We start from the raw sequence: 16,178 nt of genomic DNA, 5'->3' as shown, positions 1-16,178 counted from the left end.
ACCAGTGACACAGCAAAAATTAAATTTTTAAGTCATTTCGAAATGAAATTAAGTGAAAAAAACAAAAGCTTCTAAACTTAGGGTAATTCATCACGCTTAGATTAAGATAAACGTTCACCACGCAAAGCAATTTTAAACGTGTTACACCACACATGCTTTTTTAAAACACGTTTTAATCGGAACGTTTCTAACAAAGTTATTAACCTTGTCTTAGGTTAATTGACAATAAGGAAGCATATGCCCGACGAAAATAAATCCGTTGATGTAGATTCGTTAACTATAGAGGAAGTAGAACATCTTATTCTTTCTACCTTACTTGCTATAAAAAAAGAACTGACACAAAAAGCACACACTATTGTAGAGCAAGATGCCGAACGTTTGTTTGCAACTTCAGTCACTATGTCAAAAGCCAAAAATGATGTTGGAGCTGCCAAATATATGCGTTTCGCAGCCCTGCAAGGTCATGTAAAAGCGCAGTTTTATTTAGGCATGATGTTCGCAAAAGGCGCCGGACTACCACAAAGCGTGTATCACGCATATACCTGGTTATACCTAGCTGAAAGCCAAGGCTCGATAGAAGCCGTAGAGGCAATTGGTAAGCTTCAGCCGCTACTTCAAGCTAAACAAATCACCGATGCAAAAAAACAAGCTGCTGATTTATATCAAAATATTAATGACGCAATAATCCAATCTGAAAAAATTGTGTAAAAAATAACAAAAAGTGCTTGAAACAAAATACTGTATAAACTACTGTATAGATAAATCCACTGTATATTTAAACAGGTATCGTTATGTTACAAGCTCAACACCTTTCATCACAGCACGCTGTACAGGTTTCAACACAAGATACAGACAAGCTGAAAGTTATTAATGTGCAAGATGACATTCAAGAAACATTGGCACTTATTGAAATACTGCAAAAGCATACCTGCGAAAATAAATGGACACTGCTGCTTGCACCCGATGCAGTTCCAAGTAAAACCCTGTTAGAAAGTTTATCTATCGACCACAGCAAACTGCTTATTATTCGCCAGCGTCATCTTATTAATGTTGAATACGTGGTTAATTCGGCGTTAAAAAATGGCAATTTTGGCGCAGTGGTATCGTGGACAAATATGCTTGATGAAGTAACGCTTAGTTCACTCTATGCAAACCAAACAGAGTTTAATGGCTATTTTTACCACTTTGCAGCTAGCAAAGGTGTGACGGCAAACCCTACTCTCTGTTAAAATACTGGTTTTGAAAAACGAAATCTATTTATGTGTTACTGTGGAACAGCACAAGCATTTGAGCAATGTTGTGCACCCATCATCAATGGTGAAAAAAAAGCAGATAATGCTGAGCAGCTAATGCGCTCTCGCTATTCTGCATACTGTGTAAATAACAGTGAGTATATTCATAACACCTATGCATTGGCTAAACGTGCCGAAAACAGTGTTAGAGAAATAAAGTTATTTGCTGAACTTGCTGATTTTGTAAAACTTACGGTGAATAGTTTTGATGAACAAGGCGATTCAGCCCAAGTGCATTTTAAAGCAGAGTATATTTGCGACGGCTACTACTGCCAGCTTGAGGAAGTATCTAACTTTATTATTGAAGAAGAACAATGGCGCTATTTAGATGGCACCCTTACCCCTCATAACGAAACTAAGCTGGGCAGAAACGATACTTGCCCGTGTGGTAGTGGTAAAAAGTTTAAAAAGTGTCATGGTAGCTAAGTAGCACTTAATCACTTTTTAAATGTATATAGTCTTAGTCTAAACAACATTGTCGTAGCCTATCACTAAGATTAAGACGTTGACTGAAAGTTTTAATAGGGTGCCCCAGTTAGATAAAACACCCTATTTCTCAATACCCATCTACCAATACCAAATTACCCATTCTTTTAGATATATTCAGATAATGCACATGGATGATAATTAGCCAGTTCCACGATAAGTTTTATGCCATTTTTTCCGTATAGCTTTTCCTCTTAGCTTTTCTTCAAAGCTAAACTACGAACAAAAACCAAAGTATTTAGCACACAAGCTAAGCCACTACCTGACCAACGACCACTCGCACAACGCATTTTGAAAAAAAGACACAAACCCGTCAAATATATATTTAATGGCAAGCACGCTATTAACTAGCACTATTTATACAAAGATTAACGTTACGAAGTAATGATTCAGTAAGTATTTAACAAAAGCGTCCTTTGAGCCGCTACGGCCCTCTTTACTAAGCGACAGAAGCGAAGCTGTACTCTTGGCTTTTTTCAATACTTTGATAGAAATTGTCGATATCCATTTCGTTATTCTTAAGCCCAACTTGTTTAGCGCTGTGTAACTTCTTTTGCACCGCAGGCGGGCAATTATCAACAACTAAGGGCGGAATGTAGTTTTTATCATTCTTACAAGTGAAAGGTTCAGGCTTTAAACATTCATTAAATTGAATCGCGATTAATCCTTGGTTTTCTAACAATGTGCGATTGTGTTCGCCAAGCAAGCCGTTAAACGGTTCACTTGCTAATGGCTTTTTCGGGCCTGCTGCGACCTTAGCGTATGAAAGAACTGGATCAATAGTCGGTGACTTTTCGCTTTTTATTAGCTGAAATTGCGAAAACTCCGTCGCGTCATTGCTTATTAAAGAAAGTAAAAGTGCAAAATCAGAATGGCGCTGCTCTTTAACACTGTGAGAAAGTTGCTCTCCAAGTTGCGCTTCATGTGTGATGATTTGTTCGATTTGCATCTTTAATAGTCAATCTGATTAATAACAAAGCTGTTATCGACAAAATTCAAAAAAACTTTAGCTTTAACCTTTACTTAATTTTTTAGTTTGTTAATATTAGCCTCGTTCTCGTGGAGGGGTTCCCGAGCGGCCAAAGGGATCAGACTGTAAATCTGACGGCATTGCCTTCGATGGTTCGAATCCGTCCCCCTCCACCACTTCTCTTTTATTCCAAATTCCAAATTCCAAATTCCAAATTCCAAATTCCAAATTCCAAATTCCAAATTCCAAATTCCAAATTCCAAATTCCAAATTCCAAAAAGTGAAATACTATCTAGTGCTAAGTCAAACTATTTATTTTATTGATACTCACTTAGCGATTAATTACATACCTCTATAATTTAAATCTCAACACGCAAAATACACTGACCTACTCGTTATCAAAAATGCGTATATTCACAGCACGTAATTTAGCGCTTTATTACGTTAAGAAATAATCGAACGTCACTGCCTAACATAAATTATTCTTCTCCAAGTAAACAAATTAACTTGTGTCCCTATCTGTCACGAACATCAAATATGAATAACAAAAATGCTTTTTGCGGTTACTTTGAGTGGTTTTGTATGAAATTTAGCAGTTATGATTGGATTTTGAGCGGTTGGCCACTTTTTTATAAAAAGTGCTTTACAGTAAGATAAAGCTTCACTAATATTGCGCCTACTTCAGTGGAGGGGTTCCCGAGCGGCCAAAGGGATCAGACTGTAAATCTGACGGCATTGCCTTCGATGGTTCGAATCCGTCCCCCTCCACCACTTTCTTTCTGAAGCTCATCTAAATCTACTCAAGTTTAAATATATCCAATCTATATCCGTTTTCTTTAAGCCAGTTTTCAGCTTTTCGATAATCTGGATAAATACTCTCAACCGTCTGCCAAAACCTACGGCTATGATCCATCACTTTTAAATGCGCTACCTCGTGTGCAACAACATATTCAATTACCCATAATGGCGCACTTACTAGCTGTAAATTAAATTGTAATCGTCGTTTCGAATCACATGCGCCCCACTGACTGCGCACATGTTTAACACTCACGCTATGAAATGACGCGTTGATTTGTTTTGCCAATCGCTGCGCCTTAGCGCTGCAATAATCAGTCAGTTTGTCTTTTGCAAAATCAGCGATTAATGCCAGCTGCTTATCACTTACATTTTTTACCCGTCGCGATGTATTAATAGACAGTACCCCGTCAACTAATTCAACGTTACTTTTTACCTGCCCTTCAACAAATGCTAAATTAACTTCATCACCTAACATATTGAGAGTCTTTTGCGTTAATACCGACGCTGCATCGACACGTTTAATCTGCTTTTCTAAGTGTTTATTAATCCAACCTTGTTTTTGCATTAACCACTGTTCAATAAAGTCGTGTTTTAAATGCATAGGGGCATAAACAAACACTTCTTTTGCTTTAATTTTTATGGCGAGTGTTTTACGATTTTTACTGCGTTTTAACTGATATTTGATCGACATTATTTCCTATTGTGGTTAACTTGCTATAGTTATAAGAATCTAGCGCTAATCTGTATATAAATGAGTCAAAACAGCGAAAACCCACTCAAAGATAAGTCCATTTTAATTATTGATGACCAGAAATCATTCCAACAACTGCTTAAAGGTATGTTGATACAACTGGGTGCCAATAATGTCTCATTTTACGATTCCGGCGAAGCCGCGCTTAATAAAATTGACAAAGATTCTGTTGATATTGTGTTTATTGATTATAACCTTGGACAAGGCCGAAATGGTAAACAGTTTTTAGAAGAGCTTAAGTATTTAAACAAATTATCTCGCCACAGTATTTCCATTTTAGTTACAGGAGAAAGTACTCGCTCGGTTGTTTTGTCGGTACTTGAAATTGAGCCTGACGATTATTTAATTAAGCCGTTTTCAAGTGGCATGTTAAAAACACGCTTAAGTAAACTCTCCAATAAAAAGAAGCTATTTTTTGACGCGAATCAGGCTATTGAAGACGGCCAACTAGAAGCCGCAGTGCAAATTTACTTAAAAATAGCCAAAGATAGGCCGCGTAATGCCCAATTTTGTTATAAACGTGTCTGTCAGATCTACTTTGACTTAGGGCAATACCAAAATGCCTGTGAATTACTCGGTAATATTTTAGCAACAGCACGGCCCACTTGGGCGCTAACTTATATGGCGCAAACTTGCATGTTTTTGGCGCAATACGACAAAGCAATTCGTATTTGTGACGAATTACTCGGGCAAAACCGCTTTAATATCGACGCCTTAGATATTAAAGCCTTATGTTTAAACCATATTGATCAAGGGAAAGAATCACTTTTCCTTATCGAGCAAAGTTGTAATATTTCACCGCATTCATTTGCAAGGCAAAAAACCTTCGCTGAAATCGCACAAGTTAACAACGATCTTGAGGCGCTTATTAAAGCCCACGGCACCCTGCTTGCCATGTCCAAAGGCACCGCATTTGCCCATATTGATTATCAGTTTAACTACATTCGCGCTATGTTCAGTCAACTCCATTTGGCTAACTCAAAAGAAGAAAAAGCTGACCTAAGTAATCAAATTAAAGGGAGTTTACGTCAAGCACAAAACGACCGTACCATTACAGAGCAACATGCATTGTTTAACGAGTTTAATGCTTTTTGCCAAGCGCGATTAAGTGTCAGTGAAGGCAACTTTTTAGATGCTAAAAAAATGATAGCGCCTTATATTGCCGAACAATCATTAAGTAGCTCGGTATTACCTGATTCTGTTATGGCACTGTTTGATTTAGGTGAGTTTGACGATGCCAACGCGCAGCTTGAAAAATACAAAGGGCTGAACGAATGCGATGGGCAAACCCTTAAACAATTACAAGAGCGTAACGAATCGCTTGCAAATCATCAGACCGAGTTTGAGCAGCATAATGTACGGGGTATTGAGCTCTATAAAAAAGGCGATTTTCAAAACGCTATTGAGCAATTTGAAATGGCGCTTAAATACGCCCCCATGAATACGGGGAGCGCACTTAACTTACTGCAAGCCCTATTACAGCTTTTGCCTCGTGCAAATCAAGCAGCCGATGTTATTTTGGAAAAATGTCGTAGTAATTTCCGCTTGGTTGAAGGCATGGCACTACCTCGTCAACACGCTAAACGTTTTGAAGATCTTAAGTTTGAATACAACAAGTTAGCTAAACTTTATTCGCAATCAAATTAGCAAAACCTTCGCTAAGTGCTAGGCTTAAAGAATTCAATATCTGATATTTTTGATCTATGAGCAATGCACCAAAATGTAAATATGTATCGCCCGAAAACGAGCAATGTCGTGAGCTTGATATGGGTGGCGGCTATTGTTTTTGGCACGACCAAAAATACGATAAAAGTGGCTTAGCATTAACTGAAAAATTAGAGCGCTATGCCAAGCGCGGCGGTTTATTAAAAGGCTTACAGCTAAAACGAGCCGACCTTACCGGACTTAACCTAGTCAATCACCACGGTGAAGATTTCGACCTATCTTACAGCAACTTTTATCGCGCAAATATGCAAAACGCGCATCTTTACAACACCTGTATTCGAGATGCCTCACTGATGAAAGCCGATTTACGTGATGCTAACTTGCATTGCGCCAAATTAGAGGGAACAAACCTGCTTGGCATTAAACTAGTCGGTGCACGTATCGATAATATGAAATTAGGCCACACCTTATTACAAGAAAATCTTGCGCGAAAAGCTGAAAAAGAAAACGATAGTGACAAAGCACTGGATTATTTTGAACAATCTGAAGAAATCTATCGCGATCTTCGAAATGCCGCAGAGAATCAAGGACTATTAGAGCTATCAGGCAAGTTTAATCATAAAGTACTGATAATGCGCAGGCATCAATACCCGAAATTTTCAAAGCATCGCATTGCGTCTAAGTTTTTCGATATACTTTGCGGCTATGGCGAACGCCCTGTGAACGTTATTTTCTTTTCGATGATGCTGATTCTGCTGTGTGCACTAGGTTACTTCACATTTGGCGTAAACTTTAACGGCGACACAATTCAGTTCAGTTCAACGCAAAACACGCAAGAAAATTTAATGGCGCTGGTAAACAGCCTCTACTTTAGCGTAGTGACCTTTACAACCTTAGGATACGGTGACATAACGCCCCTTGGCTATTCCCGATTTATTGCCGCTGTCGAAGCTTTTTGCGGTAGCTTCTCTCTAGCCCTGTTTGTGGTAGTTTTCGTTAAGAAAATGACGCGTTAGCGTGAACACCCTTAACGAAAACTCAAACCATTAACCCGAGTATTAACGTCATATTCGTCTTGCTAATTGATGTTGCCAATAATAAACAACATCATGAATACCATTGAAAGTAATCGAAAAAAGAACAACTGCCCTTTTAAGCTGCGTACCTGTTTAGACGTTTTAAAAACTTTTAACTCTAATGCTTTACAATATTCACGACTAATCATAATAGAACCCTCATAGTAGTATCGGTGTTATACCAACATACCTGTTTGGCACACTTAGTTAGATTATGCATAATCGTTACCAAGTTTTAATGTACCTTCGTGTTCCTTTTTACCCTCGCTCCTAACTTGCTATCGACCTATCCGATAAAACTTTAAACGATATTTACCGTTTACCTTACTGTGCGACTTACTATCAAAAAAGTAGGTCATAAGTTGCAAGCTCAAGTTAAAGCCTGCGCTTTTTCTATCTAGAATTTACTACATTGAAAACGCGCATACAGACCAGAGTATCGCGATACGGTGCATGCCATGGCGCGCTCTAATCCGCCCGCTAACGATACCAATTCAAACGATTCTTTCGCACGCGTAATACCGGTGTATACCAACTGCCGATTAAGCACCGGTGAATTAACCGATAGTAACATAGAAACATGTTTAAATTCAGAGCCTTGCGATTTATGAATTGTCATCGCATAGACAGTATCAAATTGCGGTAAACGAGTTGTTGAAATCACGCGTTCAGCACCTTGGTCGTCAATAAAGCTCGCCATCAATCGACCGTTTTCGTCTTCGATAATAATGCCAATATCACCGTTAAATAAATTAAGCTGGTAATTGTTTTCGCTGATCATAATTGGCATACCAATATAAAAATTACCGGTGCGTTTAATTAACTGCTGCTGGCTAAGCTGTTTTTCGATTTTCATATTGAGCTCGTTGGTACCATACGGCCCAACACGCGTTGCACACAGGACTTGGTAGTTTGCAAACGCTAAATGAATGTCGCGAATGCTATCGCCATTGTGTATTGCTGCAATATAATGGCTGTAGTGCTCGACTGCGCGGTCAATAAATCCCTTAAAATCAGTTTCAAGCGAACTAAACATCAAATCTGTGCTGTTTGAGTGATATACCTCATTCAAAGCATTCAAATCATTGCTATTGACCGCTTTTGCCAATCGCCCGATACCACTATCGATTTTAAAACGGTGACTAACTTGCAAATAAGCAAGGTTATCATTGAGCTCATAAGAGGTTGGTTTTGCCGCATTCATTGGCATATTAAGTAGCTGCGCGAGAGTTTTCGCTGTCTCTGGTGTGTAATTATGATCGTTACCTAACGTTAACGGGCGACATAAATCTGACAGTACATTACCCGTATCAACCGACGATAATTGGTCTTTATCACCTAATAAAATAACCCGCGCATGACTTGGTAATGCATCAAATAGTTTAGCTAACATGGCTAAATCAACCATCGAGGCTTCATCTAAAATCACTAAGTCCACGTCGAGCGGGTTTTGTCGATTGTGGCGAAACTTGTTAGATAAATGGATCACTCCCAACAAACGGTGCAAGGTTTGTGCTGTGTCTGGAATATGCTTTGCAATTTGCGAATCAATATTCAAGTGTTGCTTTGCACCGGCAATCGATTCACTCAGTCTCGCCGCTGCTTTGCCCGTTGGCGCAACAAGGTGCACTTTTAGTGGTACCTTGCTGTAGAGTGATTGTAGAATTGCCAACAATTTAGTTACTGTGGTGGTTTTACCTGTGCCCGGTCCACCAGAAATAATGCAAAAACGTTTTAAGCAGGCTACGGCGCAGGCCACTTTTTGCCAATCAAGGGCCCCTGAGTTTTTAAAATAATGCGACAATAAATTACCCAACTCAGTTAAATCGAGGTTAGTGGCAAGGGCATTTCTCGCCTTTACCGCCTCTACAAATTCACGCTCATAATCATCATAGCGAGCAAAATACAGGTGTTTTGCAAACAAACGAAGTGGCTGTTGCTCCCCTACGCTGTGGTGTGCTTGCAAAAGCGCACTAAAGTCATCATCACTTGTAAATGGCGACTGTTTTTTACCATATTCAGTGAGAGCAAGATTAAACGGGTCTTCTTTATCAATGCTTTCAAGCGGTAAACATGAATGCTGAGAGCGCACAGCACGGCTTAATAACAGCACAAGGTAAAACACTTTAGAATCGACTTCAGGTACTAAGATAGTTGCCAAGTTAACATCAAACTGATCGATTTTGTCATATTCAATAAGTAGTTCACGCATTGAATGTCCCCTTATCAAATAAGCTGTCTAATACAAGCACTTGCTCAACATCCGGTGCTTTGTAATACACGCCATTACCCGTTGGCATACCGCGCATAAATAAGTAAAGGCTGCCCCCTAAATGGGTGTGAATGTCGTAATTAGCAATGCGTTGTTTTAACAAACGGTGTAACGCTACTGTGTAGAGTAAATATTGCAAATGATAGTGATGTGAACTCATCACCGTTTCCATATTGTCTTGATTGTAGTCCTCGCCGCTATCACCTAAATAATTCGACTTATAATCGAGCACATAGTAACGGCCATCAAAACAAAAGATTAAATCGATGAAACCTTTCAGCATACCGCTTATGGTGGCGCTTGTAAGCGGTGTAAAATGGTCGCGACTCTGTGTTAACAAAATATCGTTAAGTTTACGGGTCACTAATTCGTTTACTGGCAGCATAAACTCCATTTCGATTAGGCACTGCGTCATATCTAACTGTTCCATTGATATGGCAAGTGGCGCTAGTGGCTTAGCTAATAACTGTTTAATCCAGTTTTCAACAACCTCCTGCCAACTATCATCTATTTGATATGCGAGTAACTGCTTTTCCACAACATCTGCAAGTGGTTCTTTTTGCTCAAAAACTGGCTGTTCAGCAGCGTTAAAATCAATTTCTTCCATAATGGCGTGTAAGCAACTACCGGCATTGGCGCCTTTTGGAAAACTAAACTCATTTTGTACGATTGCAGTAGTGCTCTCCTGCCAATCGAGTAAATGCATTTCATCATTGGCACCTTGTTTGTAATCAAATGAGCTGCTATCGCCATGAGACGACTTAGTTAATGATGAAAAACTCGAAAGTCGCCATTGGTTTGGTACGCTTTTCGTTTTTTGCTTAACCAATAATTGATCAAACGTGGTGGCTGCTTGAGGTAACACTACGGGCGATTCTGGTGCACTATAAAGTGACGCGCTTAAACCACTATGGCTATCGCAAAATCCGCGCAATTGGCTATACCAGTCATGCCCCGTATCAATATCATCTTTATCAAGTAGCAAATGCCCTAAAGGCGTTTTTGCAATACCAGGGGTTTTGCTGCGGCCATCTTTACAGTTGTATAAACCCACCACTAAGTAATGTACTGCACGCGTTAGCGCAACATATAAAAGGCGCAAGTCCTCAGCAAGGCTTTCTTTACTTGCTAGCGTTTTCGCGTCATCGTCGGGCGCTAAATCATAAATAAGTGTGCCATCGTCTTTATGATAAACCGCATCGTTATTTTCTCTAAAGCTTGCAACAAACGGCATATACACAACAGGGTATTCCAGCCCTTTTGAGCCGTGCATGGTTACAATGTTCACCAGTTGTTGATCGGTTTCTAGACGCAGTTGCGAACCTTCCGCCGCGAATTTAGTAATTTGATCATAAAGCCAATGCAGCAAACGATGATAACTGTTCAGCGCCAGCTGTTTTTGCTGTAATAATTCACCTAAATGACGAATATCCGTTAGCAAGCGTGGTACATCCCAGCCTTTTTGCTGCCAACGACTCGGAAGCGCATTTAACTCGACCAGTGATTCAATCACCGCCATTACACCTTTTTGTTGTAGCAACAATTTTAGTTCGGCAAAGTGTTCTAAGGTTTCTTCCCATGCATTGGTATTTTTCGTTAATTCATGCACTTGTGAATAATTTAGCGCAAACAGTGGCCCCACTAAAACGCCGCGAAAAATCGCTTCATTGTAGGGGGTAATAAGCGCAGAAAGAAAGGTCAATAAATGACTCGCTAGTGGCGTTTCAAACACACTATCGCGCGATAAAAACACACTGGCAACGCCACATTTATAAAGAGCGCTTTTAATTGAATTTGCTTGGTTGCGATCCCTGACGAGTACCGCGATATCGCTTGCCTTTAACGCGTCACCTTCCAATTTGGCACGTCCCGCTGCGGCATCAATTAATAGCTCGGCAATTTGCGAGGCGCAAATGTTAGCAAGGTGATTATCCCCTTGTCCTTTCGCCACGGTGTCATCGAGTTCATCGAAGACACAAAAATGAATACCCGACTTACTTTCTTCGTTAACAAATAATCCCGACTCGCTGCTTTTACCAAACGCCTTTACTTTGCCAAATGGAATGTCTTTATTAAAAATAAAACTATCGTCTTTGTTAGCGAAAATACTGTTTACACCATCAACAATTTGCTGCGATGAGCGATAGTTAGTATCCAGTGTGTAATGACTTTCTAACGGTACTTGGCGCTTGGCGTCAATGTAGGTAAAAATATCAGCGCCGCGAAATCCATAAATAGCTTGCTTAGGATCGCCAATCATAATCAATGCGTTGTCGTTATGTGATACGCTGTTATTGTTTAAATAAATATTGGCGAATATACCGTATTGAATAGGATCGGTATCTTGGAATTCATCGATTAGTGCGACGGGGTACTGGCTTAAAATTGCATTCGCCAGCTCGCCACTTGTGTTAGTTTCAAGCGCTAAACTTAAATTTTGTAATAAATCATCCGGATTAATCAACTGATGCTTTTGTTTTTCACTCAGTAACCAATCAACAAGGTAGTGATACGCACTAATTAAAATAGACACTGGCAATGCTGCTTCGGCCTGTGCTTTTAGCGTTGCCGCTTCATCAAATAAGGTTGCAAGTTGATGGCTAACCGGTGTTTTATCTTTTAAATAATTGCCTTTATCTGCAAATGCTTGTTCACCCCAGATTTCAAACGAACGTTTTGATGCGCCTTCAAAAATGACCTCATCACTTTGGCAATAGGCATTTAATAATCCTAAGTTTTTGCTGCTCGCAATGGGCTTTGATTTTTTAAACGGCGTGTTTTCAATAAAGCCGATAAACTCTTGCGCTAAGATCTGCTGTTTAAGCGTACTTGTAGTCTCATAAAGCGCCGCCTGTAACGAAAGCGCTTGCTCAAATGTATAATGCGGCGTAATTTCAACGCCTGTGCGGCTCAATAATCCAAATAAATTTTTAAGCAATACATCCGGTGATGAAAAACAGCTGGTTACCGCCGCGTAGCTTTGCTTTTCAAGTGGAAAAACAAACTGACGCCAAAAATCTTTAATCGCGGTCTCAAGCAATTCACTCTGATCCATAATAAACTGCAAATTAAATGCCATTCCTGATTCAAACGCATGTTGTTTCAGCATACGTTGACAAAAACCATGAATCGTAAAAATGGCGGCATCATCGAGCGATTTAACTGCGCTGTCGATTTGATAAAACGCACTGTGGCTATCATCTATTTGACTTACTAACTCGTTAACTACCTGATCGTTGGTTTCTTTACCCAGTAGTGTGTCACGCAAGGTAATTAAACGCTGCCTTACCCTGTCTTTAATTTCCGCGGTAGCTGCTTCGGTAAACGTTACAACTAAAATCTGTTCAATACTGAGCGGCGTTGTACGTTTGCCCTCTTGAGTAAAGCCAAGTAGTAAACGTAAATATAGTGCTGTGATGGTATACGTTTTACCGGTACCCGCGCTTGCCTCAATTAAGTTTGCGCCGCACAGCGGCATCGCCATAGGTTTAAGATTTTGCATATTTATGCTCCGTAATAATGGCGTCTATCGGTGCAAGATAGGTTTCGGTTAATTCAATAAACTCTGCAGCGACACTTTCTAGGGAGGTAAAATCAAGTGCAATATACGGGTCACTCAATTCGTTTTGACCAACAAACGAGGCGCCTGAAAACGTGTTTTCTGCCGCGGCAAAATCGCGTTTTTGCAAATAGCTAAATCCAGTCGTCGCAAACAATGGCAACGGCCGAGTAAACATACTGAGATACAGCTCGCCCCATTTTTCAAGCTGAGTTAATGCCTCGTCTTGGTTCAGTTGCTGGTATTCAATATAGCCATCAAGGGATAAAAACACGGTGCTATTTACGTCACCACTGGCTGAGCCCGCTAGGTGATATAAATACCCAGCAATTTTATCTTTTGCTTTTAATTTAGCTGTAGGACGATACAAATATTGCGTCGCCAACGATACAGGTTTTAATGCACCACTTATTCTCAGCATTGATAGTGACAAATCAACACGTTTTGGCTCAATAGGTGTTTCATCACCTGTGATAATCTGATGGCGTTTTAACTCCATCAACAAAGGCTCCGCAGTATTCACCATGTTATCAAACGCCAGTTCGGCACCCGCTCCTTGTGGTAAATCGCCCCTTGCAATAATTGCCGCTAAATTAGGCGCATTACTGAGATAATCGCGCTCGACAATTTCTTGCAAATAGCGATAACGCGTTAAACCGTCTAAGGCAAAGGTTTCGTCATCTTGATTATTAAATTGATAGTCACCTAATCGTGCACCAATGGTGGAGCGATAAAACGATTGCTGTGGTGCAAGTAATTGCTGAATAAACAGCGCTAAATCAACCTGTGTGTCGATATCTGCAACTAACGGTTCGTTTTGACCCGTTGCTAGCGTTTGCTTTGGCAACCAAATCGGGTTATAGCTTTGCAGGTTCGATTGTTGATAATACGCAGGATTAAACGGCTGTAAGTAGTGGCTAACCGTTAATGATTCAATAAGTTTACCCTTATCGTGCTCAAACACACGGGATAAATAGTCTGTTAGTTCACTGACTAAAACACTCGGTAAACGCTCCGAATTATCCACACACGAATTACCGATATAGCTCAAATATACATGTTCACGGGCACTTAAAATTGCTTCTAAAAACAAGTAACGGTCGTCCATTTTACGTGAACGGTCACCTTTTTGTGGTTTGCTGTGCTGAAGTAAATCAAAACCCAGAGGCTGCACACTGCGCGGATAATCGCCATCATTTAACCCTAAAATACACACCACTTTAAAGGGCACTGCACGCATTGGCATTAGAGTACAAAAGTTTACTTGGCCCATAAAAAAGCGCTGGCCAACCCCTTTTTGCATCAGTTGCTGCTTTAGAATATGCACCATGAGCACTTGCGATACCGCGCCTGTATGATCATAGTTTTCAAAGTGCTGTAAAACGTGTTCGAGCGCTTTTTGCACATAGCCTAAGTCGTTATTTTGACTTACATCACTTGCGTAAAAGCGCATTGTAAGTTGTTGCAATTGCTTTACTTTATCAGCTAAGTTGCCACTGGTTTTTAACTCTTTTTGCGTTTGTTCAAGTGCATCAAAAAAACGAATTAATTTAGCTAGCGTTTCAACCGCCATGCCTTCAACCTGATCGGCGGCAAATAACTGATTAAATTCGGTGTTTTCGTCTTTGCTGGCAAACCCCAGTATTAAGCGCGATAATCCCTGTCGCCAACTATTAATAGCAATTTTCGGTTGGTTAAATTCGCCTTTATGTTCGCCATCAATGCCCCAGCGAATATTAACCTGCTCTAACCAATAGCCTATTTGATTGAGTTCTTCGCTCGAAATTTCAAACTTTGCTGAGATTTCGTCAACTTGTAATAAGTCCAGAATATCAGATACATAAAAACGGCAAGCGCCTAAATCGGCGAGTTTGATAAAGCTGTTTACGATTGGCTTTTCTTGCTCAACACCTAAGTCAGAAATCGCAAATGGAATGTAACGGTTGTCTTTTGCACTGCCAAATACCGCTTCAATATATGGGCTGTACTGTCCCGAATCAGGCATCATCACAATAATATCGCGCGGTGATAAGCTATCGTCAGCACTAAATAAGTTCAACAAATGGTCGTGCAGCGCTTCTACTTCTCTAAGTGCATTATGGCAGCGCGCAAACTGAAATGACGAATAGCCTTTGTTTTCACTATAAGTTAACTTGCCTTCATCTGATACGAACCAAGTTGGATCACTAGCAAGCGGCACGCCTTTAAACGCTAATTCAAAAATTTCCTGTTGTAATTGACCCAGTAAATTCTCATCGAACGCTTCAATAAATATATCAGTCCACTGTGCATCTAATTCCACCAGCTGCTCTAAATATTCGCGCCCTAGTTTACCCCATGATGCCAAAAGTGGATTACCTACAATGTAATAATCCTCGCCTTCGGCGTCTATATTTGGTTTAACGTCATAATTGGCATTAATTTTCGCTTTGGTTTTTTCATCAACCACATCTCCCCAATAGTGTTTACTTGGATTACACAAATAAATGTACACATCAATGTGCTCAGCTAATGCCTGAAATACTTCAAGTTGCTGGCTGGGAATGGCTGACAAGCCAAATATGTATAAATTTTGATGAGATAAATTAATTGCATTTTGGCTTAGGCATGCAATTAAATCTTGATGCAAATTCGCACGGTGATATGGGTTTTGCCCAAGTGTTTGCGTATGCTCAACTAGTTTTCGCCATAATATGGGCTGCCACGGTGCAATTGATACATCGACATCGGCAAGTTCGTCGTCACCCTGCTGCCAGGTCTCTAGCCAAGCTGGTCGATACATTAAATATTGGTCAAAGGCATCGGCAATTTTTTCGCACAAACTAAATAATCGCGTATCGTTATCGAGCGCAGTTTGCGTATCCACCAAGTACTGTTTTAACAGTGCAAATTCCGCTTGTTCTAAACAATTAGGCAAAATATTAAATAGCTTCCACGCCATGTTATTTTTGTTAAATGACGATTCTTGTGGCACATCTGACAACAAGTTTTGATACAAACGCCAAATATAACTTGAAGGCAACACATAATCGATTTGCCCTGTGACACCATGCTGCTCTGCAATCAACACCTTTAGCCACTGCGCCATACCGGGTGATTGCACCAATACTTGTTCTTTATCAAAAATGCTCGGATTGGGGCTGTGCATCAGCGACTGAGATAAGTGAAGCTGAAGCGCTTCCATACGGTTTGATTGAATAATATGCAGCATTTTAAGAACAAACTAACTAATTGGTTTACCTTATATTAATTTAAATAAAAGCGGCTGACTATGAAAGAGTAAAAAGCTAACGTGACACGCTTGTTTTT

At 40.1% G+C, this 16,178-nt stretch carries 10 protein-coding genes and 2 tRNA genes; 7 read left to right on the top strand and 5 right to left on the bottom strand.

All coding sequences use genetic code 11. The features are described from left to right. Window positions 1-237: 237 nt before the first annotated feature. From L1068_RS00680 to L1068_RS00670, 3 genes are all read left to right on the top strand, one after another. Complete coding sequence (locus L1068_RS00680) at window positions 238-708, top strand: hypothetical protein (protein WP_237128623.1); 471 nt, start codon at window positions 238-240, stop codon at window positions 706-708. Between the two features lie 83 nt (window positions 709-791). After that, on the top strand, window positions 792-1,229 hold the full coding sequence (locus tag L1068_RS00675) for a SulA-like leucine-rich domain-containing protein (protein WP_237128622.1): 438 nt from the start codon (window positions 792-794) through the stop codon (window positions 1,227-1,229). Between the two features lie 30 nt (window positions 1,230-1,259). After that, window positions 1,260-1,718 carry a YchJ family metal-binding protein gene (locus L1068_RS00670; protein ID WP_237128621.1) on the top strand — a complete coding sequence of 153 codons (459 nt, stop codon included), beginning with the start codon at window positions 1,260-1,262 and terminating at the stop codon, window positions 1,716-1,718. A 499-nt stretch (window positions 1,719-2,217) separates the two neighbouring features. Here the strand turns inward: L1068_RS00670 and L1068_RS00665 are convergent, their stop codons facing one another. Next, window positions 2,218-2,727: a VC2046/SO_2500 family protein gene (locus L1068_RS00665; RefSeq protein WP_237128620.1), complete on the bottom strand. Its 510-nt coding sequence runs from the start codon at window positions 2,725-2,727 to the stop codon at window positions 2,218-2,220. A gap of 112 nt (window positions 2,728-2,839) precedes the next feature. Between L1068_RS00665 and L1068_RS00660 the strand changes: the two genes are divergently transcribed. Then, window positions 2,840-2,924: transfer RNA gene (locus tag L1068_RS00660), tRNA-Tyr, on the top strand. Between the two features lie 510 nt (window positions 2,925-3,434). Next, a tRNA-Tyr gene (locus L1068_RS00655) sits at window positions 3,435-3,519 on the top strand. A 25-nt stretch (window positions 3,520-3,544) separates the two neighbouring features. Here the strand turns inward: L1068_RS00655 and L1068_RS00650 are convergent. Then, on the bottom strand, window positions 3,545-4,237 hold the full coding sequence (locus L1068_RS00650) for a SprT family zinc-dependent metalloprotease (protein WP_237128619.1): 693 nt from the start codon (window positions 4,235-4,237) through the stop codon (window positions 3,545-3,547). 60 nt (window positions 4,238-4,297) lie between these two features. Here L1068_RS00650 and L1068_RS00645 point away from each other — a divergent pair, with 60 nt between their 5' ends. Both L1068_RS00645 and L1068_RS00640 read left to right on the top strand, forming a co-directional pair. Beyond that, entirely contained in the window at window positions 4,298-5,944 is a 1,647-nt protein-coding gene (locus tag L1068_RS00645) for a response regulator (protein ID WP_237128618.1), read from the top strand. Window positions 5,945-6,000: 56 nt separating this feature from the next. After that, window positions 6,001-6,978 (top strand): pentapeptide repeat-containing protein, encoded by a 978-nt coding sequence (locus tag L1068_RS00640; protein ID WP_237128617.1) that lies wholly within the window; start codon window positions 6,001-6,003, stop codon window positions 6,976-6,978. A 457-nt stretch (window positions 6,979-7,435) separates the two neighbouring features. Here L1068_RS00640 and recD read toward each other — a convergent pair whose 3' ends face one another. From recD to recC, 3 genes are read right to left on the bottom strand one after another with little or no spacing between them, the layout of a single operon-like run. Continuing rightward, entirely contained in the window at window positions 7,436-9,250 is a 1,815-nt protein-coding gene (recD, locus tag L1068_RS00635; RefSeq protein ID WP_237128616.1) for an exodeoxyribonuclease V subunit alpha, read from the bottom strand. Then, complete coding sequence (gene recB / locus L1068_RS00630) at window positions 9,243-12,812, bottom strand: exodeoxyribonuclease V subunit beta (protein WP_237128615.1); 3,570 nt, start codon at window positions 12,810-12,812, stop codon at window positions 9,243-9,245. Before recB ends, recD begins: the two co-directional genes overlap by 8 nt. Further along, window positions 12,799-16,080: an exodeoxyribonuclease V subunit gamma gene (gene recC, locus L1068_RS00625; protein WP_237128614.1), complete on the bottom strand. Its 3,282-nt coding sequence runs from the start codon at window positions 16,078-16,080 to the stop codon at window positions 12,799-12,801. The genes recB and recC overlap by 14 nt, the downstream gene beginning before the upstream one ends. Between the last annotated feature and the right edge of the window lie 98 nt (window positions 16,081-16,178).

This window comes from Pseudoalteromonas sp. MMG024 (assembly GCF_021654175.1).
In the GTDB taxonomy this organism is placed as follows: domain Bacteria; phylum Pseudomonadota; class Gammaproteobacteria; order Enterobacterales; family Alteromonadaceae; genus Pseudoalteromonas.
This window is presented reverse-complemented; position numbering and strand designations above follow the sequence as displayed.

Coding starts and splice junctions, on each gene's coding strand:
- L1068_RS00640 (WP_237128617.1), top strand. CDS start 6,001: ATGAGCAATGCACCAAAATGTAAATATGTATCGCCCGAAAACGAGCAA.
- recB (WP_237128615.1), bottom strand. CDS start 12,812: ATGCAAAATCTTAAACCTATGGCGATGCCGCTGTGCGGCGCAAACTTA.
- L1068_RS00675 (WP_237128622.1), top strand. CDS start 792: ATGTTACAAGCTCAACACCTTTCATCACAGCACGCTGTACAGGTTTCA.
- recD (WP_237128616.1), bottom strand. CDS start 9,250: ATGCGTGAACTACTTATTGAATATGACAAAATCGATCAGTTTGATGTT.
- recC (WP_237128614.1), bottom strand. CDS start 16,080: ATGCTGCATATTATTCAATCAAACCGTATGGAAGCGCTTCAGCTTCAC.
- L1068_RS00680 (WP_237128623.1), top strand. CDS start 238: ATGCCCGACGAAAATAAATCCGTTGATGTAGATTCGTTAACTATAGAG.
- L1068_RS00670 (WP_237128621.1), top strand. CDS start 1,260: ATGTGTTACTGTGGAACAGCACAAGCATTTGAGCAATGTTGTGCACCC.
- L1068_RS00650 (WP_237128619.1), bottom strand. CDS start 4,237: ATGTCGATCAAATATCAGTTAAAACGCAGTAAAAATCGTAAAACACTC.
- L1068_RS00645 (WP_237128618.1), top strand. CDS start 4,298: ATGAGTCAAAACAGCGAAAACCCACTCAAAGATAAGTCCATTTTAATT.
- L1068_RS00665 (WP_237128620.1), bottom strand. CDS start 2,727: ATGCAAATCGAACAAATCATCACACATGAAGCGCAACTTGGAGAGCAA.